Here is a 22,692-nt window from a genome sequence, read left to right as displayed (position 1 = left end):
TATTCGTTTGCTTTTTGAAGGATACCCAAACAATCAGTAATTTCGCACTTTCGGCGCACGGATGTACCTATTTAATAAATATCCTGCCTAATTTTTTAAATTTCATTTCAGATTATGTCCAGTCCAATCCAGTGGGAAACCATTAAAGAATACGAGGAAATCCTTTTTACACTTCACGAAGGAATTGCAAAAATAAGCATTAACCGTCCGCATAAACACAATGCATTCACCCCGCAAACGGTAACCGAGATGATCGACGCGATGCATATCTGCCGCGAAGATACCCGGATCGAAGTGATCATATTGACGGGAGAAGGCGGGAAAGCTTTTTGCTCGGGTGGCGACCAGTCGGTGCGCGGCCACGGCGGCTATATCGGCGACGACCACGTTCCTCGTTTGAATGTATTAGACCTGCAAAGAATGATCCGCTCTATTCCCAAGGCAGTAATCGCGATGGTAGCAGGCTGGGCGATTGGCGGGGGCCACGTTTTGCACGTGATCTGCGATATTTCAATTGCAGCTGAAAATGCCCGTTTTGGACAAACCGGCCCGAAAGTGGGTAGCTTCGACGGCGGTTTCGGCGCCTCTTACCTCGCCCGTGTAGTTGGTCAGAAGAAGGCGCGTGAAATCTGGTTCCTGTGTGATCAGTACGACGCGAAAGAGGCTTTGGATATGGGGCTGGTTAATAAGGTAGTACCGCTGGAAGAACTGGAAGCGACGACTGTGGAATGGTGCAAGAAGATTCAGGAGAAAAGCCCATTGTCAATCCGGATGCTGAAAAGCGCTTTCAATGCAGAGCTTGACGGACAGGCGGGTATCCAGGAACTGGCAGGAAATGCTACCTTATTATATTACCTCAGCGAGGAAGCAAAAGAAGGCCAAAAATCATTTCTTGAAAAAAGAAAACCGGATTTCAGCAAATACCCGAAGTTCCCTTGATATTTAAGCGATATATTTAGTAAAAAGCCTAACCGACAATCATGAATTATTGGCTCGTCAAATCAGAACCCAGCGCTTATTCCTGGGATCAGCTTGTAAAAGAAAAAGAAGGAATGTGGGACGGCGTCCGCAATTACGCCGCCCGCAATAATCTGATGGCCATGAAAAAGGGTGATCAGGTGCTTTTTTACCATAGTAATGAAGGGAAAGAAATAGTGGGGCTGGCAAAGGTTTCAAAAGAACATTACCCCGACCCTACTGCAAAAGAAGGTGACTGGGTGGTTGTAAATGTGGTACCTGTCGAGAAATTCCCTAAAACCGTGACACTGGCGCAGATCAAAGCCGACGATCGTTTGAAGGAAATGGCTTTGGTAAAATTGTCCAGATTGTCTGTATCACCCGTACGGCGGGAAGAATTTGATGTTATTGTCGGACTGGCGCATGATTAAACATAAACCGATCGGGTTGAAACTTTTTTTTCTTACCAGCCTGCTGATCAGCATTTTGGTTGATACGCGTGCACAGAGTGTGAAGCGCATTGAACTTCCGCTTTCCGGCAACGCGGCTTATCAGACCGTGCCGCTCGGCGAACAGGGCGTTTTGCTGATTTCCAAGCCCGACCGGGGAACATTTAACGTTCAGAAGTTTGATTCAAACCTCGATCGCGTGTGGTCTATTGATGGGCCTATTGAATCTAATCTGGACTACATTACCTCTTCCTACGACGGCCAGGCTGTATTTTTGTTGTTTAGCAAGTACAGAAGCACCCTGTACCAGATTGTAAAAGTGAATGTAGGCCCCGGCTTTGTCGAGACTTTTACCATCAATACCATCGACCGTTTCGAGATAACCGATTTTAAAACGCTTGGCTATTCGGTATTCATGGCCGGCATGGTACGAAACGAGCCGGTACTGATTTACACCCAGCTGACAACCGCACAAACCAGGGTTCTGCCTTCCGCGATTAAAGGCTCCAATGCCATACAAACCGTCGAGGTTGACACCGCTCACCATCTTGTAAATGTTTGCTTCGCAGTAAAAAAAGGCAGGCAGACCAAGATCGTGGCGCGTTCTTACGAAGAGACGGGTGAGCTGTATACGCAGGTTTCGGTTGACCCGGAAGATGATTTTTCACTGCTGAGCGGCAGATTGCAGGTTTTAAATGATTCCGTCAGGATTGTAATCGGTACATATGGATACAGGAATATGCAAAGCAGCAGTATGGCTGCTTCGCAGGGACTTTATATCAGCAAAATCGTTGGTGACGAGACCGTTTTTACCAAATACCATAGTTTTACGGACTTTAAAAATTTCTTCAATTTCATGAATGAGCGCCAGCAGGAAAAAATGGAAAGGCGCATCAAGAAGAAAAAAGAAAGCGGAACCGACCTGAAATTAAATTACAGACTGCTGGTCCACGATATTGTACCGAAAGACAATCATTACCTGCTTGTCGCAGAAGCCTTTTATCCCGAATATCGATACAATAATAACAATGGAATGATGGGCGGTTACGGCTTCACGGGCTATCCTTTCGGAATGGGGCTTTACAATCCCTACTTATGGAACCCTATGTACGGTGGCCGCGGCTATAACCAGCAGGTTTTCGATGGCTTCACCTACACCCACGCGATCGTGACGGGCGTGGACCAAAATGGTAACCTGGTTTGGGACAACAGTATCAATTTCGATAACGTGAAAAGTATGGAGCTGCGGGAGAAAATCCGGGTGCAAACTTTCTCAAACGGAAATTCGAGACTTGTATACAGCCACAATGGTGCAATCCGCAGCAAGATTATCAAAGGCAATCAGGTGATCGATAGTGACCGCGTTATTCCGAATGAAACCAATGTGGAAGGTGACAAGGTCAGAAAAACCAGTACGGATGATATTGATTACTGGTACGAAAACTTCTACCTGGCCTGGGGCGAACAACGCATTGTAAACGCAGCCGGCGACCCGCAGACAAGAGGAAGGCGCAATGTGTTTTATCTGAATAAGATCGCATACTAGAGACCCGGTAACCATATCCCAAGATCCCAAGATCCCCGGATCGCCCGGGATCCCCGGCTGTATCCGTTGGCAAAAGCCAACGGAAATTAATCAATGACCGCCGGCTTCAGCCGACGGATTATACAAAGACCGCTGGCACAAGCTGACGGATAACGAAATACTTTCCATGATCCTACTTACTCCCGAACAACATACTGACTACCAATTGATCGATTCCGGCGGTTTTGAAAAGCTGGAAAGATTTGGCCAATATATTCTGACGCGGCCCGAACCGCAGGCTATCTGGGACAAGTCCCTGCCTGAAAGTGAATGGGAAGAGCGTTCACATGCGGTTTTCAAAAAAGATAAAAACTCCCAGGAAAAGGGCCAGTGGATATCAAAAACAGATATGCCGGAAAAATGGGTTTTTCAATACAGGACAAATTCGCTGCATTTACGCAGTAAGCTTATATTATCCTCATTCAAGCACGTAGGCCTCTTTCCCGAACAGGCGACGAACTGGGATTATATTTTCAGGAAGCTGAAGCAAATCCCGGAAGAAAAACCGAATGTACTTAACCTTTTCGCGTACACGGGAGTCGCCTCCCTGGCTGCAAAAGCTGCGGGTGCAGATGTAACGCATGTGGATTCAATTAAACAGGTGATCAGCTGGTCGCGTGAAAATATGCAGCTGAGCGGGTTGGATAATATTCGTTGGGTGGTGGAAGATGCAATGAAATTTGTGCAACGGGAAGTGCGCCGCGGTAACCAATATAACGGCATTATACTGGATCCGCCTGCATATGGTCGCGGGCCGGATGGCGAGAAATGGCTCTTGGAGGAAAGTTTGAATGAACTATTGCGTCTTTGCGCGCTGCTTTTAAAGAAGGAGAATTACTTCTTTATTATCAATCTATACTCACTTGGCTTCTCGGCGCTGATCGTGGAGAATCTAATCAAGGCGCATTTTGGAACAGAAATCAGGCACGAGTTCGGCGAGTTGTATATTCCTGATACATTTGGCAAAAAACTTCCCCTGGGCGTCTTTTCCCGATTTTCAGACCAAATTGATTAAAATACAACAAGAATTTTCAATTTTGTATAGTATCCGGATAAGCTGGAAAATATCACGGCTTAATTCGTCTTTTGTATGAGATCAGCAGCTTTTAGCTACCTATTGCTTCTACTTGCCTTTATTTCCGGCAGTTTCTTTCAATCCTGCCAGAGTGATGCGAGAAATGCTACGCGCATTCCTCCCGTTGTAAAAAAGTCGCGGGCGCAGTGGCAGAGTGATGCATTACTTTCACTGACCGACCTGATCAACAGAGGTATCGATTCCGATATAAACTATTTCAAAAGAGCGCGGATTTACTTTGAAAAAGAGCAGTATAACGAAGCGCTGGACGATATCAATGAATCGATTTACGAGCAGGGCAATGTCAGCGACTATTTTTTGCTGCGCGGAAAAATCAACCGGGAACTAGGTAAGATCGATAATGCGCTGGAAGACGCCCAACGGGCAGAGGCGTTGCAGCAAAGCAGTCCTGAACTCTACGTGTTACTGGCCGATATCTTGCAGGCAAAAAATCGCTTTGGGGAATCCGTAGGTTACCTGAACCAGGCTTTGAAAATGGCTCCTTACGACGGTCCCGCCTATTATGTAAAAGGTATGCTGCAGGCCAAACAAGGCGACTCCCTCGCCAGCTTGTCCAGTTTGGAATATGCCATTAACGTGAATCCGAGAATGCTCCGGGCCTACCAGCAGAGTATCCTGATTCTTCGGAAACTTAAAAATATTGAAAAAGCACTGCAGGTAAACCAGCAAGCGATCGACCGTTTTCCCAATGATCCAAACCTTCATTTTGAGCGGGGAGAGATATTCGTTGCGATGGCAAGGCCTGACACCGCGCTGTTTAGTTTTCAGAAAGCTGTTTCGCTCAGCCCCGACTATGAGGACGCGCTTTTTCAGATTGCGAATATTGGCATTCAACTGAAAGCATATTCCAAAGCCATCCCGGCACTGATTAAACTACTCAAAAAGAAGCCGCAATCGAAAGAAATCAACAATATGCTGGGATTTTGTTATGAGAAAAGCTACGATTATGAAAACGCCAGAACCTATTACAGTACAGCATTGGCACTCGCTCCGGGTGACCAGGATGCCCGGTACGGATTGTACAGGATCAGGCTGCGGGAAAATGAAGAAAGCAGCTATCAATCCTATTACCCTGAGGAAAACGTCTCTTCCGGCTACAAATTACTAGACACTTCCCGGGTAAAAATCAATGTCCTCAAACCGCGGGGCACGACAAATATCCGCATCGACTCAACACAAAAAGCTAAAATTGAATAGCTTTGCACTTTCCCGATTTCCGAAAAACCTTTGAATTAAATCCACAGAATAGATTTTTGAATGAAAGACGAGTCTCAAGTAAAAATTACCCTGCCCGACGGTAGCGAACGATTTTACCCGAAAGGAGTTACTGCCCTCGAAATAGCACTCAGTATCAGCGAAGGACTTGCGCGCAATGTGATCGCTGCGAAGGTCAATAATGAAGTTTGGGATCCTACGCGCCAGATCACGCAGGACTCCCTCGTAAAACTGCTGACATGGAATGATGAGGACGGTAAAGCTACATTCTGGCATTCCTCTGCCCATTTATTGGCTGAGGCGCTGGAAGCTTTGTATCCGGGTATAAAATTCGGCACGGGGCCGTCTCTTGAAAAAGGCTTTTACTATGACGTCGACCTGGGAGAACAATCTATTTCGCAGGATGATTTCCCGAAGATTGAAGCAAAAATGCTTGAATTGGCGCGGCAAAAAAATGAGTATGTACGCAAGCCTATCAGCAAGGCAGACGCTATTGAACTGTTTACTCAAAAAGGTGACCAATATAAACTGGAACTGATCGACGGGCTGGAAGATGGCTCGATCACCTTGTATGAGCAAGGTGGATTTACGGACCTTTGCCGCGGCCCGCATATTCCCAATACCGGATTTATCAAGGCTGTCAAGTTGACGAATATTGCCGGTGCCTACTGGCGCAACAAGCAGGAAAACAAAATGCTTACCCGCATTTACGGGATCACTTTTCCGAAGCAAAAAGAGCTGGAAGAGTATGTTACCCTGATGGAGGAGGCTAAAAAACGCGACCATAGAAAGCTGGGCAAGGAATTGGAACTGTTTGCTTTTTCGGAAAAAGTTGGTCAGGGACTCCCTTTGTGGCTTCCGAAAGGTGCGATGCTGCGTGAGCGCTTGCAGGCATTTTTGAGCAAGGCACAATCACGGGCGGGCTACACGCCGGTGGTGACCCCAAATATTGGCAGCAAAGAATTATATGTGACTTCGGGCCACTGGGACAAATATGGTAAAGATTCATTTCAGCCGATCAAAACGCCGAATCCAGGTGAAGAATATTTACTGAAACCGATGAACTGTCCGCATCACTGCGAGATATACAAAACTTCTCCCCGCTCCTACAAAGACCTGCCCTTGCGGTTTTCGGAGTTTGGAACGGTTTATAGGTACGAGCAAAGCGGCGAGCTACACGGGTTGACCCGCGTGCGGGGCTTTACACAAGACGACGCCCACATTTTCTGCCGCCCTGACCAGGTGAAAGAAGAATTCGTGCGCGTGATTGACCTTGTATTATATGTATTCAAAACCCTTGGATTTGACGATTACAGCGCGCAAATATCGCTGCGTGATCCAAATGATAAGGTGAAATATATCGGTAAGGACGAAGACTGGGAGCGCGCTGAAAATGCGATTATAGAAGCGGCTTCTGAGCGTGGCTTAAACACGGTAACAGAATTGGGCGAAGCTGCATTCTACGGCCCCAAGCTTGATTTTATGGTTCGCGATGCTTTGGGCAGAAAATGGCAGTTGGGTACTATTCAGGTTGATTATCAAATGCCAAAACGATTCGGTCTTGAATATACTGGCTCTGATAATCAGAAACACCAGCCTGTCATGATCCACCGTGCGCCATTTGGATCGATGGAGCGATTTATTGCGATATTGATCGAAAATACTGCCGGGCAATTCCCGTTGTGGTTGTCGCCTGACCAGATCGCTATTTTGCCGATCTCCGAGAAATTTGCCGATTATGCGGAAGAAGTTTTCTTTCGGTTGCAGGATGACGATATCCGGGGTTTTGTAGACCACAGGGATGAAAAAATAGGAAGGAAAATCCGTGATGCGGAAGTTACCAAGGTTCCGTTTATGCTGATTGTCGGTGAAAAGGAAATGGCTGAGGGTAAATTATCGGTACGTCGCAAGGGAGAAGGTGACCTGGGTAGCATGACCGTGGCGGAATTTGCGGCTTTTTTCAAGAAGGAATCCGCGGTAATTTGATGTTTTCCTAACTTTTTGTTATAATTCAAGCAGGAAGGCACTATTTTTGTTACCGCACTGTTAGCACTTTTGATTTTCACCGAAAAAACAAAAAAACACCAAACCAAGTTATATGGCATTAAGACCCCCTAGTGGACGGTTAAGAGTTCCCGAAGAACCTTATAAAATAAACGAACGAATTACAGCAAAAGAAGTACGTCTGGTTGGAGAAAATATTGAGCCAGGCATTGTGGATATCAATACAGCCCGAGCACTTGCAAAGGCGCAAAGTCTTGATTTGGTTGAGATTGCACCAACAGCAGTACCTCCGGTTTGCAAGGTAGTCGACTACTCCAAGTTCAAGTACGAGCAAAAGAAAAAGCAAAAAGAGATCAAGGCGAAAGCCCAGAAAGTGGTTATCAAAGAAATTCGTTTCGGACCAAACACGGACGATCACGATTTTGATTTCAAGCTGAAACACGCGATCAACTTTTTGAAAGAAGGCTCAAAAGTAAAAGCTTACGTGCATTTCGTAGGTCGTACGATTGTGTTTAAGGAAAGAGGTGTAAATCTTTTGAATAAATTTTCCGAGGCATTGAATGAATACGGCAAGCTGGAAATGGAGCCTAAGCTCGAAGGAAAAAGGATGACAATCATTCTCGCCCCAACATTGAAAAAATAAGATATTTATAATATATAGAAATCGTGGTTCCGGAATCCGGGATCACGATTTTCATTTTATAAACATTTTGGCTAATTTTGCGCGCTGTTTTATATTTTATCAACTATTATTTTTTGAATCATGCCTAAAATGAAAAGCGTTTCAGGAGCTAAAAAGCGTTTCACGCTGACCGGCACTGGAAAAATTAAGCGTAAACACGCTTTCCACAGTCACATTCTGACTAAAAAATCTAACAAACGCAAGCGTGGGTTGGTGAAGACTGGTCTTATTGACGTGTCTAACCACAAGCAAGTGCTGGCAATGCTTGGTTAATTAGCCAGGCCATTTAATTACAATACCATTTCGGTTTCTTTGTTCAACCCGGTAAAAGGCTTTTAAGACTCAGCAGAGCGCCCATTATCAAAAACAGTTAAAACATGCCACGTTCAGTAAATCACGTTGCGTCACGTGCAAGACGTAAAAAAGTAATGAAGCTTGCGAAAGGCTATTTCGGCCGTCGCAAGAATGTATGGACAGTAGCTAAAAATGCGGTAGAACGCGGTTTGGCTTACGCATACACAGGCCGTAAACAGAAAAAGCGTAATTTCCGCGCACTGTGGATCCAGCGTATCAATGCAGGAACCCGCGAGCACGGATTGTCTTATTCTGCTTTTATCGGCAAATTGAATGCAAAAGGCATCGAGCTAAACAGAAAAGTGCTCGCCGACTTGGCGATGAACCATCCGGAAGCTTTCAAAGCGATCGTAGATCAGGTAAAATAAAACAGCAATCCCGCCCTTCCGGCGGGATTTTTTTTGTCTAAAATTTGGATATTGCAGGCGAAAATCAACTATCGTACCTCAAAACCAAATAACATGCTTGAACAACTTTTCGACCTCGTTCAACAAAATTCCCAACAAGCCGTAGTCCAGAACCCAGATGTGCCTAACGAGCAGAATCAGGAAGTAATGAACACATTGGTAGGCTCGATTACCGGCGGTTTGCAGGATCAGGCACAAAGCGGGAACATCGGCGGCCTCATGAGCCTTTTTTCCGGCGAAAGCGGCACCTCTGGTGCTTCGCTTCTCAACAATCCCATAGTTGCTTCGATCGCCACCAACGCTATCGGCGCCATCGTTCAAAAGTTTGGATTAAACAGCCAGGTGGCGGGTAACATCGTTAACGCTGTGCTGCCGAGCGTATTGGGGGCGGTGATCGGCAAGATGAATGGAGCCGGCGGAGGCGGGTTCGACCTCGGCTCGCTGGTTCAAATGGGCGGCGGCCTCTTTGGCGGCGGAAAGGACGAAAAGCCGGGCCAAGGCGGCATCGATCTCGGCGGTATGCTGGGTGGCCTTTTTGGCGGCAAGTAATAACAAAGAATAATACCGAGATAAAGCAAGGGCTTTAAAAGGATAGTACATTTGCACAAAATGATGTACTATCCTTAAAGCCCTTTTTCTTTTTAACTCACCTTACTATGGATTCGAGAAGAGAATTTATCCGGAAAGCTACCTTACTCACAGGAGCAGCCGGATTATTCAGCACCCTGCCCGCTTCTATTCAGAAGGCATTGGCCATAAATCCACCCCAAGGCACAACATGGCAGGATGCCGAACACGTGGTGATATTGATGCAGGAAAACCGTTCTTTCGACCACTCTTACGGAGCACTGCGCGGCGTGCGCGGGTTTAATGACCCACGGGCGATCCAGCTTCCCGATCAAAATCTTGTTTGGCTGCAAAAGAATGCATTCGGAGAAACGCACGTTCCGTTTCGATTAAATATGCGGGAAACCAATGCAACCTGGATGGGCTCACTCCCACATTCCTGGACCAATCAGGTAGATGCGCGGAATAACGGCAAGTATGACCAATGGCTGATCGCCAAGCAGCCAGGGCATAAGGATTACACCAAAATGCCTCTGACGCTAGGATATTATAACCGCGAGGATATCCCCTTCTATTATGCGCTGGCAGACGCATTTACCGTTTGTGATCAGAACTTTTGCTCGTCACTGACAGGTACCACACCCAACAGGCTGTACCTGTGGACCGGAACGATTCGCGAAAGCCCTGACCCTAAAAATTACGCGAATGTCAGAAACGAAAATGTGTCCGACGATGCAGAAGCTTCCTGGACTACATTTCCTGAAAGGCTGGAAGACCATGGCGTTTCATGGAAAATCTATCAGAATGAACTGAGTATCCCGACCGGGTTGACAGGAGAAGAAGAATCCTGGCTGGCCAACTTTACGGATAACCCTATTGAGTGGTTTTCTCAATATCAGATCCGTTTTCATACCGGCTACCAGGAATATTTAAAAGGGCAGATAAAAAATTTGCCGAAGGAAATTGAAGAGGCACAGGCCAAGCTAAAAACAATGCAGCCCGGAAAGGACGCTGATGCGCTCGCGAAAAAGATCAGTGCGCAACAGGCAAGTCTTGCATTAGCAAAAGAGGAAATAATAAGATGGAGTCCCGAGAATTTTGAAAAACTTTCTCAACGCGAAAAGAATATTCATCAGAAAGCATTTACGATCAATAAAAATGACCCCGAATACAGAAAAATAACGACCGTTAAATACTTGGACGGTGATATTGAACATGAGGCAAAGGCGCCGCTGGGAGATATTCTTCATCAATTCCGGTCCGATGTGAAAACGGGCAACCTTCCTACCGTTTCCTGGCTCGTAGCGCCTGAAAATTTCTCGGATCACCCCACTTCCCCCTGGTATGGGGCATGGTACGTATCGGAAGTAATGGATATTCTGACCACCGATCCGGAAGTATGGAAGAAGACGATCTTCATCCTCTGTTACGATGAAAATGACGGCTATTTCGATCACGTACCTCCATTTTCAGTCCCAAATCCTTACAAGGAAGATACCGGCGCCGTTTCAAAAGGCATCGACTGCAAGACCGAATATGTGACTTTGCAGGAGGATATGACCAAAAAGTCTCAAAAAGAGAGTCGTGAAAGTCCGATTGGGCTTGGTTATCGGGTACCTCTGGTGGTTGCTTCGCCCTGGAACCGGGGCGGTAATGTGTGCTCCGAAGTTTTTGATCATACCTCCATTCTGCAATTCCTGGAAAAGTTTGTCTCGCATAAATCCGGCAAGGAAATCAGGGAAACGAATATCAGCGAATGGAGACGTACCATCTGCGGCGACCTTACTTCTACATTCCTGCCCTATGAAGGCGAGCAGAGCAAGCTGCCGACATTTCTGGAAAGAGACGAATTCATGGAGGGAATATTTAATGCCAAGTTTAAAAGACTGCCGACTGGTTATAAAGCGTTGAGCAAGGGAGAAATTGAATCGGTTAATAAGGACCCGCTTGCCTCGTCCGTTTTACCAAAACAGGAAAAAGGGACACGCCCCTCCTGCCCCATTCCATACGAGCTGTCGGCGGAAGGCGCCTTAAAATCTGACAAAACTGCATTTGAAATTACGCTGGAAGCCAAAAATGGCATGTTTAAGGATAAGGCAGCCGGCTCACCATTTATGATTTATGCCCCGACAAAATATAAAAATGAGGCTTTTAAGGTCTGGAACTATGCAGTAAAAGCGGGAGACGCGTTGAAAGGATCCTGGAAAATAGCCGATTTTGAAGGCGGTAAATATCATTTGCGCGTATATGGTCCCAACGGGTTTTACAGGGAATATACCGGCACAAAAGATGCCGGATCTGTGAAAGTAGGGTTGCAATATCAGCCCGGTAAAAGTAAGAATTCGGAGGCATTTGCTGTTTTTACACTAAGTAATCTCGATCCGGATAAGAATGCCGTTATTACTATTACAGACAACGCCTACAATGCTGATAGTAAGAGGATTAATATGGAGGAATACGCTGCGAAAAACGAAATTCGCATACCTTTTGATCTAAAAAACAGCTCTAACTGGTACGATTTCTCGGTCACCCTTGAAAATGACCCTCACTTCCTGCAACGCTACGCCGGGCACGTGGAAACCGGATATCTGAGCCAGAGCGACCCTTATATGGGACAAGTACGCGTTTAATAAATACTTTCGTCAGGCTGGAATCCCAGCCTGACACTTTGTCACTTCCCCCATTGTATCTCTAATCTGGTACGGGCTTTTTAGAAAGTCTCAGAGCGGTCGAAATATCGATTAGCAGCTCGACAGAACAGAATCAAATTATACTTAACTTTTAATATAGAACAATGGGAAAAATTATTGGCATAGACTTAGGAACAACGAACTCCTGCGTGGCTGTCATGGAGGGTAACGAGCCGGTTGTAATTGCAAACAGCGAAGGAGCCCGCACTACTCCATCTGTGGTTGCATTCATGGATAATGGTGAACGCAAAATCGGAGCACCGGCCAAACGTCAGGCGATCACTAATCCCAAGCATACTATCAGCTCCATAAAAAGATTTATGGGTAAAAAATACGATGAAACAACCAGCGAATTGAAGACGGTTGCTTACAGCGTAGAGAAAGGCCCGAACAATACGCCGCGTATCCCTATCGGAGACAGGCTTTATACGCCCCAGGAGGTTTCTGCTTTCATTTTACAAAAAATGAGACAAACTGCGGAAGATTATCTTGGTCAGGAAGTAACGGAGGCGGTTATTACGGTACCTGCTTACTTTAATGACGCGGAACGTCAGGCAACTAAGGAAGCAGGACAAATCGCAGGTTTGGATGTGAAGCGTATCATCAACGAACCTACTGCTGCTGCCCTTGCTTATGGTCTTGACAAGCAGCACATGGATATGAAAATCGCTGTTTTCGACTTGGGTGGTGGTACTTTTGACGTTTCGATCCTTGAACTGGGCGACGGCGTTTTCGAAGTAAAATCAACCGACGGTGATACACACCTTGGTGGTGATGACTTTGACCAGGTAATTATCAACTGGCTTGCCGACGAATTTCAAAAAGACGAAGCGGTTGATCTGCGTAAAGATCCGATGGCGCTGCAACGTTTGAAAGAAGCTGCGGAAAAAGCGAAAGTTGAATTGTCCAGCGGAACACAGACTGAAATCAACTTACCATATATATTCCCGGTTGACGGAATTCCAAAGCACCTGGTGCGCACATTGACCCGCGCGAAATTCGAGCAGCTTGCTGATTCATTGTTCCAGAGAATGATGGAGCCTTGCAAGAAAGCGATGAAAAACGCAGGTTACTCGAATAGTGATATCAATGAAGTAATCCTTGTAGGCGGTTCAACGCGTATTCCTCGTGTACAGGAAGAAGTTGAAAAGTTCTTTGGCAGAAAACCTTCGAAAAACGTTAACCCGGACGAAGCAGTTGCAGTTGGTGCCGCGATTCAGGGTGGTGTTTTGACGGGTGAAGTAAAAGATGTATTGCTGCTCGACGTGATCCCGCTTTCATTGGGTATTGAAACCCTGGGAGGTGTATTCACAAAACTAATCGATGCGAATACAACTATTCCTTCGAAAAAAACGGAAACATTCTCGACCGCTGCTGACAACCAGCCTTCTGTTGAGATCCACGTGTTACAGGGAGAGCGTCCTATGGCTACTCAGAACCGCACATTGGGCCGTTTTCACTTGTCTGATATTCCACCGGCACAACGCGGTACCCCACAAATCGAGGTTACTTTCGATGTGGATGCAAATGGTATCCTGCACGTTTCGGCAAAAGATAAAGGAACAGGAAAAGAGCAAAAAATCCGCATCGAAGCTTCCAGCGGCTTAACTGACGCTGAAATTAACAGAATGCGCGAAGAGGCAAAAGCCAACGAAGCAGCTGATAAGGCGGAGCGTGAGAAAATTGAGAAAATCAATGCGGCAGATAGCCTGATCTTCTCAACTGACAAACAGCTGAAAGAATTTGGCGAAAAACTTTCTGAGGGTAATAAGTCCAATATCGAAGGTGCATTGGCTGAATTGAGAACTGCTCACCAGAGCCAGGATCTTTCCGGAATTGATTCCGCAATGGAAAAATTGAATGCTGCATGGCAGGCTGCTTCTCAGGAAATGTATGCTCAGGGTGGCGAAGGTCAGCCTGGTGCAGGTCCTGCGGGCGGGGCAAATCCTGGAAATCCGGGAGCTGCGGATAGTGCCAATGCGACCGACGATGTGACGGACGTTAATTTTGAAGAAGTCAAATAAGACGCCCCTTTAAAAATCCCCGTCTTGACAGATGGGGATTTTTTTTACACGCAGTGCTGAAAATTGGGGTGCCTGAAACTCGATATGTAATCAAAGCACCGCAGCGGCCGACTGGCACCGAATTTTATGAACGTCAGTTACACAAAATCATCAAACAAAAACCTGTTACTAAAATTCACGTTAATCTATGGACGCAAGGATCTCATTACCTGAATTGATGTATTTATCTCCCACAACCCGTGAAAAAGCGGTTGTCATTGCACAAGAGCTTCTTCGCTCCCATAACATTTCTCCCCGCGACGCTGTCGCAAAAGCCATATTGATCGCGAAAAACTGGGCGGTCAAAAAGATTAACCGCAGTGTCTGGAAAAAATTGAAATCAATCGAAAAAGAAATTATATGATAGGTCCTGAACTGAAATTTAAAGGTCAGGTTGTTATCGTGACCGGGTCAAGCTCGGGAATTGGTAAAGCCTGCGCAATTCATTTCGCCAACCAGGGTGCAAAAGTCGTCGTCAATTATAGTTCGAATGCAGAAGCGGGTAAGGATACGGTAGATGAAATAGTCAAAAGAGGTGGCGAGGCAATACTGGTTAAAGCTGATGTTAGCCGCGAGGATGATGTACTGGCGATGTTCAGAGAGACGATTAACAAATTCGGAAGACTGGATGTACTAATCAGCAATGCCGGATTGCAAAAAGATGCGCCGTTTCTGGAGATGACCTTGCAGGAGTGGCAGAAGGTAATCGACGTAAATCTCACGGGCATGTTCCTTTGCTGCCGCGCTGCTGCCAGGCAATTTCTCGCTCAGGAAAAAGCTGCCGAAGGCACCAGTCATAGTGAGCTTTCAATAGGCAAAATCGTGATGATGAGCTCGGTTCACGACATCATTCCCTGGGCCGGCCATGTAAATTATGCGGCTTCAAAAGGAGGTATCATGATGTTTATGAAATCCATATCCCAGGAACTTGCTCCGCATAAAATAAGGGTCAATTCAGTAAGTCCGGGCGCGATTAAGACGCCTATTAACAAGGAAGTCTGGTCGGATCCGGCTAAGTATGATGAACTGATGAACCTGATTCCCTACAAAAGGATCGGTACGCCGCAGGACGTTGCCAAAGCAGTAGCCTGGCTCGCTTCCGATGATTCTGATTACGTGAATGGAGAAACATTATATATCGACGGCGGAATGACGCTTTATCCTGAGTTTTCGGATAATGGTTAAATGGTCAAATTACTTACTTCATCAATAAATAGCGTCCGGCAAATGCCGGACGTTTTCTTTATACTGTACTATTTGTTCAAGGTAAAATCTATTTTATAAGCAGGACTTATAACGTTATAAGCTCTGCTTATAAAATTGTGGGTGTAGCTTGTTGAGTTATTGAAATATTGTTCCGCATTTTGCTTCACGCCACGAAGTCGTACAAATAAGTACATCGGGAGGGTGGAAACAAACATGCTATGAAAATGAAAATCAGGATTTCAGTGCCCTCTCTTTTTAAATTAGCGGCAATCATTTTCCTCCTCAATGCCTGCTCCAAAAACGATCTGTTGGAACCTACTCTGAAAGAACCAACAGAACAAAAAAGCCAATTCTTCGTCGACCAAAAAGAAGCCGTCAGGTTACTCTCCGGTGGGGAAATGGCCCAAATGCAAAGCAACGCCAGGACCAGCGACAGCGAAAAACTTATTGTAAGTGGGGTAAGACGTTTTTTAAACAATGACAGCAAAGTGATGTTCTACATTGTAGAATACGAAAACGACAAGGGATTTACGCTCCTTTCCGCCGACAAACGAATGAAGCCAGTTCTGGCCTTTGCAGAAAAAGGAAACTTCGATGAAAAGACAGACAATCCGGGGATCCAGCTCTGGTTTGATCTGATCAGGGAAAATTTTGAAGGTGTCCAAACCCAGAAGGAAGCTCACATCGACATCGTCAACCTTTGGCAACAACTTGGCAGAACACCAAACGGCGGCCGGACAAGCGAACAACCCGTCAACACACCCGAAGCCAGCTGCGAATGGTTCGTAACTCATCCGATTCCGGCGAATTCGACGATTGCGCATTTGACGCATACGCTCTCCCAATGGCAGCAAGGAACAGGGTATAATGCCTTTTGTCCGTCTGGTGTTAATACATTGAATTGTAGTGGGCAGTATAATTGCGGGAAGGCGCCAACTGGCTGTGGACCGGTTGCAGTATCACAGGTGTTAAGATACCACCATAAGCAAATCACTACCAATGGGCATACTTACTCGGCATCAATGTTTAATGCAATGCCCGTAAACGCGCCAAAAAACTGCATTCCTGTAAATCCAAACCATATTGATTTAGCTCATCTTTTACGAGATACCGGTAAAGATCTGGACGCAGTGTATAATACGTTGGTTCCTGGGCTAGGTATTCCGCTCTCCGGATCTGGCTGCCAGACCTGGAATATCCCCGGGCACATTGATAATTTCTTCTCGAACAGGGGATATACTTCCTTCGATAAAGAATTCTTCTCCAACATCGGGATGATAAGCACCGAACTGCGAGCGCTGAGGCCTGTTATCGTATTCGGATCTAACTGCGCCGCCTGTGCAGCTAATCAGCACATTTGGGTCATGGATGGGATTCGGGACTTGTACGCTATTTTCAATGATCAAAATGGGTTTTGCTATGAAAATCACTCAGTATACTATCAAATGAATTGGGGATGGGGAGACGTATCAGAGAATCATACGTGGTTTGCTTACACCGGGATTGTTGGAGGCGGTACCCTATACAATAGCCAGAATATGAGAGCTTACATTGTTCAACCATAAGCCATATAATCGTGAAAGTTTTCGTGTTCATACTAATTTTAACAACCATGTGCGGTTGTTTCCCAAAACGATATGTGATCGAGCCTAATGGCGACGTGACCAATGGTGAGAAGCCGGGATATTGGATATTGGTAGATTATCAAAAAAATGGTAAGTCCCTGGATCCTCATAAAGCCGAAGGAAAAGTGCTTTTAGAAGCGCAGAAATTCATATCTGAAAAGGATAGCTTGCAGGAGCCGTTGTACGAGAAAGGAATTCCATATTTTGTTTTCTCGTTCTTCAATGCTGCTTTAAAAAAGACAGATTCAATTCAAGCCAAATTATCTGATTATAGGTATGACAGAAAGCTTGAAAGAAGCCAATATTGGTATCGGCTTAACCGGGAATTTGGCTTCGTGGTATATCTCGATGTGAAGTTGGGCAAAGAGACAGAAACTCACCGCATTGAGCTCAGCAACGTCATGAAAAGCGCAAATTACAAGCCGGAGCTGGATTCACTTCGCTATATCTATGAACCGACTGCGAAGTTCAGGTAACAATTGATGTGAGCCCTAAACATCGTACTGTCTAGACTGATCCAAGATGCATATGAAATCTATAATTATAATCCTGACTGCCACAATTGTTGTCGGATGTTTTCCAGAAAGATTTACAAAATCAGTAGTAGGAAGCCCTACCGACGGCGAAAACCCCGGGTATTGGATATTAGTTGACTATCGAAAAAAAGGTGGAAAGGAGGATCCCAACAAAATCTCGGAGAAAGTGTTGCTAGAAGTCCAATATCTAATTTCCGAAAAAGACAGCTTGGATGAACCTCATTATCATAAGGGGATTCCGTATTATATCTTTTCATTCTTCAATTCCAAATTACACAAGACGGATTCACTGCAGGCGGTTCAATATGGACATCGCTATGATAGAAAGCTAAAAAGGAGTCAGTTTTGGTATCAGATAAATAAAGAATCCGGATTTGCTGCATTCCTGGATGCCATTCCGGACGGCGAGGGAGAAACACATCGCATCGAGCTCAGCAATGTAATGAAAAGCGCAACCTACAAGCCCGAGCTGGATTCATTGCGCTATATCTATGAACCGACTAGTAAATTTCGCTAACTCGGCATTGAGCATTGAAAAAATCTCATCAGCAGTATAAAACCGAAGGGGATAAAAAGAAATGGGCCTAAATTTGAGCTTCTAAACGACATTTCGCAAATATGAAGCTTTTTATTGCCCTTTTCAAACGCCCCTGGATTGCCTGGTTTTGGACCATACTGATTCTCGCCGCCTGCACCTGGCCGGGTAAGGATATTCCTTCCGCGCCAGTCGTGGGATTTGACAAAGTCGTACACGCGGGGCTGTTTATAGTATGGATTTTTCTGTGGCTTCTGGCGTTCCCAAAGAATGGAAGACTATTGATCTTTCTCGGAATGGCTTACGGATTGGGGCTTGAATTTTACCAGCAGCTTCTGCCATTCGACCGCACGTTTGACTGGTGGGACGCGGTGGCAGATGCTGCTGGTGTATTAATAGGCTATTTGTTCACGACTTTAATCCTGAACCGTTACCTCCAACGTTTATATTGATTGATCAAGCCGTTCGTAGAGCTGTCGTGATTACTTACCGGCCAGTCGTTTTGCAGTTCGGGGTAAATTTTGTTAGCAAGCTGTTTACCCAACTCTACGCCCCACTGGTCGAAACTGTAAATATTCCAGATAATTCCCTGCACGAAGATTTTGTGCTCATACATCGCGATCAGGCTTCCCAGGACTTTCGGAGTGATTTTCTTGACCAGAATTGAATTGGTAGGACGATTCCCGGAGAATATCTTAAAAGGCGCAATCGCGTCTATTTCTTCTTTCGATTTACCCGTACCACTCAGCTCAGCCCGTACTTCTTCATCCGTTTTTCCATTCATTAACGCTTCTGTCTGCGCGAAGAAATTGGATAACAGCATTTTGTGATGATCGCCCAACGGATTGTGGCTGATGGCCGGAGCAATAAAGTCGCAGGGAATCAGCTTAGTACCCTGGTGGATCAATTGGTAAAATGCATGCTGCCCGTTCGTTCCTGGCTCACCCCAGATTACTGGTCCCGTCTGGTAACCGACAGGCTGTCCGTCCCGACCCGTGCTTTTACCATTACTTTCCATATCCCCCTGCTGAAAATAAGCCGCAAAACGGTGCAGATACTGATCGTAAGGCAAAATGGCCTGGGTTTGCGCGTCGAAGAAGTCATTGTACCAAATACCCAGCAAACCAAGAATCACAGGAATATTCCGCTCGAATTTAGCGGTCCGGAAATGCTTGTCCATTTCGTGGGCGCCCGCAAGCAGCTGCTCAAAATTTTGAAAACCAATGTAAACGGCAATGGAAAGCCCGATCGCAGACCATAGGGAATACCTGCCCCCTACCCAATCCCAGAAACCAAACATATTCTCAGGATCGATCCCGAACTTCTCTACCTCGCTGCGGTTAGTCGAGATCGCGACAAAATGCTTCTTTACAAATTTCTCATCTTTTGCTTTATCCAAAAACCAGGTCCGCGCACTGTGGGCATTGGCCATTGTTTCCTGCGTGGTGAATGTTTTGGAAGCAATCATAAAGAGGGTCGTTTCCGGATTCAGCTTTTTAACCGTCTCCGCGATATGCGTCCCATCCACATTTGACACAAAATGCACTTCGAGGCCAGGCTTGCTATACGCTTTGAGCGCTTCGGTCACCATTACCGGGCCCAGATCGCTTCCGCCGATCCCGATATTCACAACGTCGGTAATCTCTTTTCCCGAATACCCTTTCCATGAGCCGGAGCGTACTTTGCCCGAAAACTCCTTCATTTTTTCCAACACCTCATTCACATCAGGCATTACATCCTTGCCGTGAACCAGAACGGTTTCGTTCGAACGGTTTCTCAACGCGGTGTGCAGGACAGCCCTGTCTTCTGTGGCATTGATCTTTTCGCCGGTAAACATTTGCTCAATCGCTCCTGCCAGCCCTGCCTCTTCCGCCAGCTGGATCAGGTAAGATCTCGTACGGGTCGAAATGCGGTTTTTCGAATAGTCGACAAGTATATCTCCGAGCCGGATCGTAAATTTTTTACCGCGCTCGGCATCTTCTTCGAAGAGCGACTTCAGGTGTTTTTGAGATATTGACTTATGGTGCGTTTTCAGTTTTTTATACGCAGGAAGTTTATCAAAGGGCACGTTTGGAAGCATCAGTAGTTATTGTTATAGTATGAAAATGATCACCTTGATCTGCAAAAATAGGGTTTTGCCGCACTTTAAGCGATTTTTCAATGCTTAACCTGCATCGCACACCCCCTTGAAATACCCAACCGACTCTGCAATACCAGCCAGCGGATCTTTCATATCTTTCTCATATTCAAGGCTGCATACCCCATCATACTTACTTTTTCTAAGCATTTTGACGAATGCAGGAATGTTGATGACACCTCTTCCCAGTTCACAGGCTTTGCCGTCTTTTGAAGCTGCCGTGACATTTTTGAGGTGAAGATCGAAGATCCTTTTTGAGTATTTGCCCAGGTCTGCTACCGAATCCTGATTGTCTCTCCTGTTGTGCCCCATATCAAAACAAATTCCAACCCGCGGGTCTAAATTTTTTACGCGCTCATAAATAGAAGCTGCGTTGGGGTACAACTTATCTTCCGGCCCATGGTTATGGATTGCATAACGAATATCGTATTCCTTCACCTTCTGATCCACATAGGCCAGATCTTCGTGATTTGGGATACCGACAATCAGCTTCACGCCAACCCGCTTTGCATAATCGAATGCATTATCAATATCCTTGTGTGTTTTGGTATAGATAGGCCCGACTGCATACCCGGTCACGCCCGACTCTTTCAGTTTTTCATGAAAAGCCATGATCTGTTCTGCGGTACTATTGTATGGCAAATGAAAATCCTTAATGCACAAATAATGTACATCGGTCCGCTTCATCATCGCAAGCGCCTCGTCGAGCTTGAAATTGACAAAGCTAAACCCGGCGACTCCCAGCTTGAACGTATCCTGCTTCTTTTCAAAAACCGAACTGGCATTGCTTTCCTGCAAAGACAACACAGTGCCCGCCAGCATTCCTGCAAACCCTTTCCTGACAAAAGATCTTCTCGAATTCATTGATATTCCTGTTTAATAATTGAGCTATATAGTAAAGACAAAACCCGGCCGTTTTACCATTTACTCGCAGATCCAGACATATGATCTTCTAGTATGACCCTCCGGAGTGTAATTCTGTATATCAAACTTGATCTTGCCGTTATCAAAACCCCACGAGTAAATTGTATAGGTGCCCGAATCCTGGTCGCCCAATATGAAGAGCCACGCCCCCATTGATGAATTGATAAAATAAGTTTCGATACTATCAACTTCCTGAGGCGTGATCAGTGCCATGGAAGCACTTTCTGCGACTGAGAATACCGGATTATTTTGGGGAGGATAAACCTGTTGCCCCAAAATTCCGCCCAGCTTCACAATATGCGCCTCAATCACCGGTTGCGGATCGGTTTTATTTTTGCAAGAAATAACAACTAACAGCACCACTAACAGCGCTAACCTTCCTATTCGCATTATCATATTGGAAAATCGACTTCATGAATCTCAATGAGCAGTTGACCTGGCTAGATTTTCAGCCGGATACCTATTCGGGTAAGCAAACCGGTGACAATAATAACGAGCAAAGAGAAGCAAAGTGATTTGATCAATCCGATCAATCCGGTGCGTAAGTAAAGCGGCAGGCTGAAAGTGAGTAGCGCCAGGATCGCATACCAGAGATAGGGAACCAGATAACAGGTTAATGTAGCGGTTCCCGCCGGTTTCAATATGCTTGCCCAATGCTTGCTTTTTTTCAAATCCACGAGCCAGTACATAAATGCAAACGCAAAAAAACTGATTCCGCTGCAAATACCGACCCAGGCGGGAGTTGCACGAATTTTTGAAATACCCCAAAACGGCCGCGTGCCAAAACCATAAACGACTGCGAGAGTCCCGAGTACCAATAAAATCAGAATGTACTTCTGGCTTCCACCTGATTTTCCGGCTAAATCCCGGTAGATAACCGAAGCAGTTACGCCGGCCATGGTAAAGGCAGGCATCGAACCGCTTCCCACAATCCAGATATTTCCCCGAATGTGGTCAAGAAATCCCAGCATGCCTGCAAACTCAGCCAGGTTGAACAAAACCAGGAAAATCCAGCCGGAAACCACCAGCGCGATATGGTCACCCATAAAAAAATATGCTACCGCACAGATCAGGTAGGACCAGCCAATCAACCCCAGGATACCGTACCAATGCGTTCCCATCGAAGAAGGGTTTGCAGGATCGCCACCCTTGTACAATACAGCCAGCGCTGCAAGAATTATAAAACCCAGGATTTTCATGCTCGTGAAGCGGACATCATTTCCTTTGTAGACATTCCATATCAGGAAAAAAGCGACAACCATTCCGATCTGCCAGACATACTTACTGACAGACATTCCACTGCTCACCGCATTTTCCAGGTTCACAATATAAATACCCATTAAAAGCAACGCGAATGTGCGTTCCAGAATGTGGAAGAGGATGATACCATCACCGTCGCCTTTTCTCCGCCTGTTCGAAATCGCATATGGGATCGACAGCCCGACGATAAACAGGAAACAGGGAAACACTACATCGGAAAGTCCCATTGCATCATCACTTCCTTTGCTGTGCTGCATCCATTGCGGCACTCCCTCCAGGGTCCAGAAATCATTTACAAAAATCATCAGAAACATGGTCAGAGCCCGGAAAACGTCGATGGACTCTACGCGGAATGAAGCATGGCTTTTGCTCATCTATTTAATAAAAAAGGGTTATGGTT

Annotated in this window: 22 protein-coding genes; 18 read left to right on the top strand and 4 right to left on the bottom strand. The window is 45.8% G+C overall.

Annotated features, from left to right (window positions below):
* Positions 1-114 precede the first annotated feature (114 nt).
* The 18 genes from menB to FXO21_RS24370 all read left to right on the top strand — a co-directional run bounded on the left by menB (position 115) and on the right by FXO21_RS24370 (position 18,423).
* Positions 115-939 (top strand): 1,4-dihydroxy-2-naphthoyl-CoA synthase, encoded by an 825-nt coding sequence (gene menB, locus FXO21_RS24455; RefSeq protein WP_149642542.1) that lies wholly within the window; start codon positions 115-117, stop codon positions 937-939.
* A 41-nt stretch (positions 940-980) separates the two neighbouring features.
* Complete coding sequence (locus FXO21_RS24450; protein WP_149642541.1) at positions 981-1,388, top strand: EVE domain-containing protein; 408 nt, start codon at positions 981-983, stop codon at positions 1,386-1,388.
* A 16-nt stretch (positions 1,389-1,404) separates the two neighbouring features.
* Positions 1,405-2,952, top strand: coding sequence for a hypothetical protein (locus tag FXO21_RS24445; protein ID WP_225865845.1), 1,548 nt, complete (start codon positions 1,405-1,407; stop codon positions 2,950-2,952).
* A 166-nt stretch (positions 2,953-3,118) separates the two neighbouring features.
* A complete protein-coding gene (locus FXO21_RS24440; protein ID WP_149642540.1) occupies positions 3,119-4,006 on the top strand; it encodes a class I SAM-dependent methyltransferase in 888 nt (295 codons plus the stop codon).
* A 75-nt stretch (positions 4,007-4,081) separates the two neighbouring features.
* On the top strand, positions 4,082-5,284 hold the full coding sequence (locus tag FXO21_RS24435) for a tetratricopeptide repeat protein (protein WP_149642539.1): 1,203 nt from the start codon (positions 4,082-4,084) through the stop codon (positions 5,282-5,284).
* Positions 5,285-5,344: 60 nt separating this feature from the next.
* Positions 5,345-7,288: a threonine--tRNA ligase gene (thrS, locus tag FXO21_RS24430; protein WP_149642538.1), complete on the top strand. Its 1,944-nt coding sequence runs from the start codon at positions 5,345-5,347 to the stop codon at positions 7,286-7,288.
* 112 nt (positions 7,289-7,400) lie between these two features.
* Positions 7,401-7,949 (top strand): translation initiation factor IF-3, encoded by a 549-nt coding sequence (gene infC, locus FXO21_RS24425; protein ID WP_149642537.1) that lies wholly within the window; start codon positions 7,401-7,403, stop codon positions 7,947-7,949.
* Positions 7,950-8,069: 120 nt separating this feature from the next.
* Positions 8,070-8,261 carry a 50S ribosomal protein L35 gene (rpmI, locus tag FXO21_RS24420; protein ID WP_149642536.1) on the top strand — a complete coding sequence of 64 codons (192 nt, stop codon included), beginning with the start codon at positions 8,070-8,072 and terminating at the stop codon, positions 8,259-8,261.
* A gap of 104 nt (positions 8,262-8,365) precedes the next feature.
* Positions 8,366-8,710, top strand: a complete 345-nt coding sequence (gene rplT / locus FXO21_RS24415) for a 50S ribosomal protein L20 (protein ID WP_149642535.1) — start codon at positions 8,366-8,368, stop codon at positions 8,708-8,710.
* A 51-nt stretch (positions 8,711-8,761) separates the two neighbouring features.
* A complete protein-coding gene (locus FXO21_RS24410) occupies positions 8,762-9,298 on the top strand; it encodes a hypothetical protein (protein WP_225865844.1) in 537 nt (178 codons plus the stop codon).
* A 107-nt stretch (positions 9,299-9,405) separates the two neighbouring features.
* Positions 9,406-11,946, top strand: a complete 2,541-nt coding sequence (locus FXO21_RS24405) for a phosphocholine-specific phospholipase C (protein WP_149642534.1) — start codon at positions 9,406-9,408, stop codon at positions 11,944-11,946.
* Positions 11,947-12,110: 164 nt separating this feature from the next.
* Positions 12,111-14,030: a molecular chaperone DnaK gene (gene dnaK / locus FXO21_RS24400; protein WP_149642533.1), complete on the top strand. Its 1,920-nt coding sequence runs from the start codon at positions 12,111-12,113 to the stop codon at positions 14,028-14,030.
* Between the two features lie 187 nt (positions 14,031-14,217).
* The gene (locus tag FXO21_RS24395) at positions 14,218-14,433 is read left to right on the top strand and encodes a hypothetical protein (protein WP_149642532.1); all 216 of its coding nucleotides are present in this window, start codon (positions 14,218-14,220) and stop codon (positions 14,431-14,433) included.
* On the top strand, positions 14,430-15,254 hold the full coding sequence (locus tag FXO21_RS24390) for an SDR family oxidoreductase (RefSeq protein WP_149642531.1): 825 nt from the start codon (positions 14,430-14,432) through the stop codon (positions 15,252-15,254). The genes FXO21_RS24395 and FXO21_RS24390 overlap by 4 nt, the downstream gene beginning before the upstream one ends.
* Before the next feature lie 245 nt (positions 15,255-15,499).
* Entirely contained in the window at positions 15,500-16,840 is a 1,341-nt protein-coding gene (locus FXO21_RS24385) for a C10 family peptidase (protein ID WP_192579318.1), read from the top strand.
* A 47-nt stretch (positions 16,841-16,887) separates the two neighbouring features.
* The gene (locus FXO21_RS24380) at positions 16,888-17,376 is read left to right on the top strand and encodes a hypothetical protein (protein WP_149642529.1); all 489 of its coding nucleotides are present in this window, start codon (positions 16,888-16,890) and stop codon (positions 17,374-17,376) included.
* A gap of 52 nt (positions 17,377-17,428) precedes the next feature.
* Positions 17,429-17,953, top strand: coding sequence for a hypothetical protein (locus tag FXO21_RS24375; protein ID WP_149642528.1), 525 nt, complete (start codon positions 17,429-17,431; stop codon positions 17,951-17,953).
* Between the two features lie 101 nt (positions 17,954-18,054).
* A complete protein-coding gene (locus FXO21_RS24370; RefSeq protein ID WP_149642527.1) occupies positions 18,055-18,423 on the top strand; it encodes a VanZ family protein in 369 nt (122 codons plus the stop codon).
* Here FXO21_RS24370 and pgi read toward each other — a convergent pair.
* The 4 genes from pgi to FXO21_RS24350 form a co-directional block, all read right to left on the bottom strand.
* Positions 18,402-20,051: a glucose-6-phosphate isomerase gene (pgi, locus tag FXO21_RS24365; protein ID WP_149642526.1), complete on the bottom strand. Its 1,650-nt coding sequence runs from the start codon at positions 20,049-20,051 to the stop codon at positions 18,402-18,404. The genes FXO21_RS24370 and pgi overlap by 22 nt on opposite strands.
* A gap of 84 nt (positions 20,052-20,135) precedes the next feature.
* Positions 20,136-20,972 (bottom strand): sugar phosphate isomerase/epimerase family protein, encoded by an 837-nt coding sequence (locus tag FXO21_RS24360; RefSeq protein ID WP_149642525.1) that lies wholly within the window; start codon positions 20,970-20,972, stop codon positions 20,136-20,138.
* 60 nt (positions 20,973-21,032) lie between these two features.
* Positions 21,033-21,344: a hypothetical protein gene (locus FXO21_RS24355; protein WP_149642524.1), complete on the bottom strand. Its 312-nt coding sequence runs from the start codon at positions 21,342-21,344 to the stop codon at positions 21,033-21,035.
* A gap of 128 nt (positions 21,345-21,472) precedes the next feature.
* Positions 21,473-22,666: a DUF5009 domain-containing protein gene (locus tag FXO21_RS24350; RefSeq protein ID WP_149642523.1), complete on the bottom strand. Its 1,194-nt coding sequence runs from the start codon at positions 22,664-22,666 to the stop codon at positions 21,473-21,475.
* Between the last annotated feature and the right edge of the window lie 26 nt (positions 22,667-22,692).

Source organism: Dyadobacter sp. UC 10, assembly GCF_008369915.1.
Classification (GTDB): domain Bacteria; phylum Bacteroidota; class Bacteroidia; order Cytophagales; family Spirosomataceae; genus Dyadobacter.
This window is presented reverse-complemented; position numbering and strand designations above follow the sequence as displayed.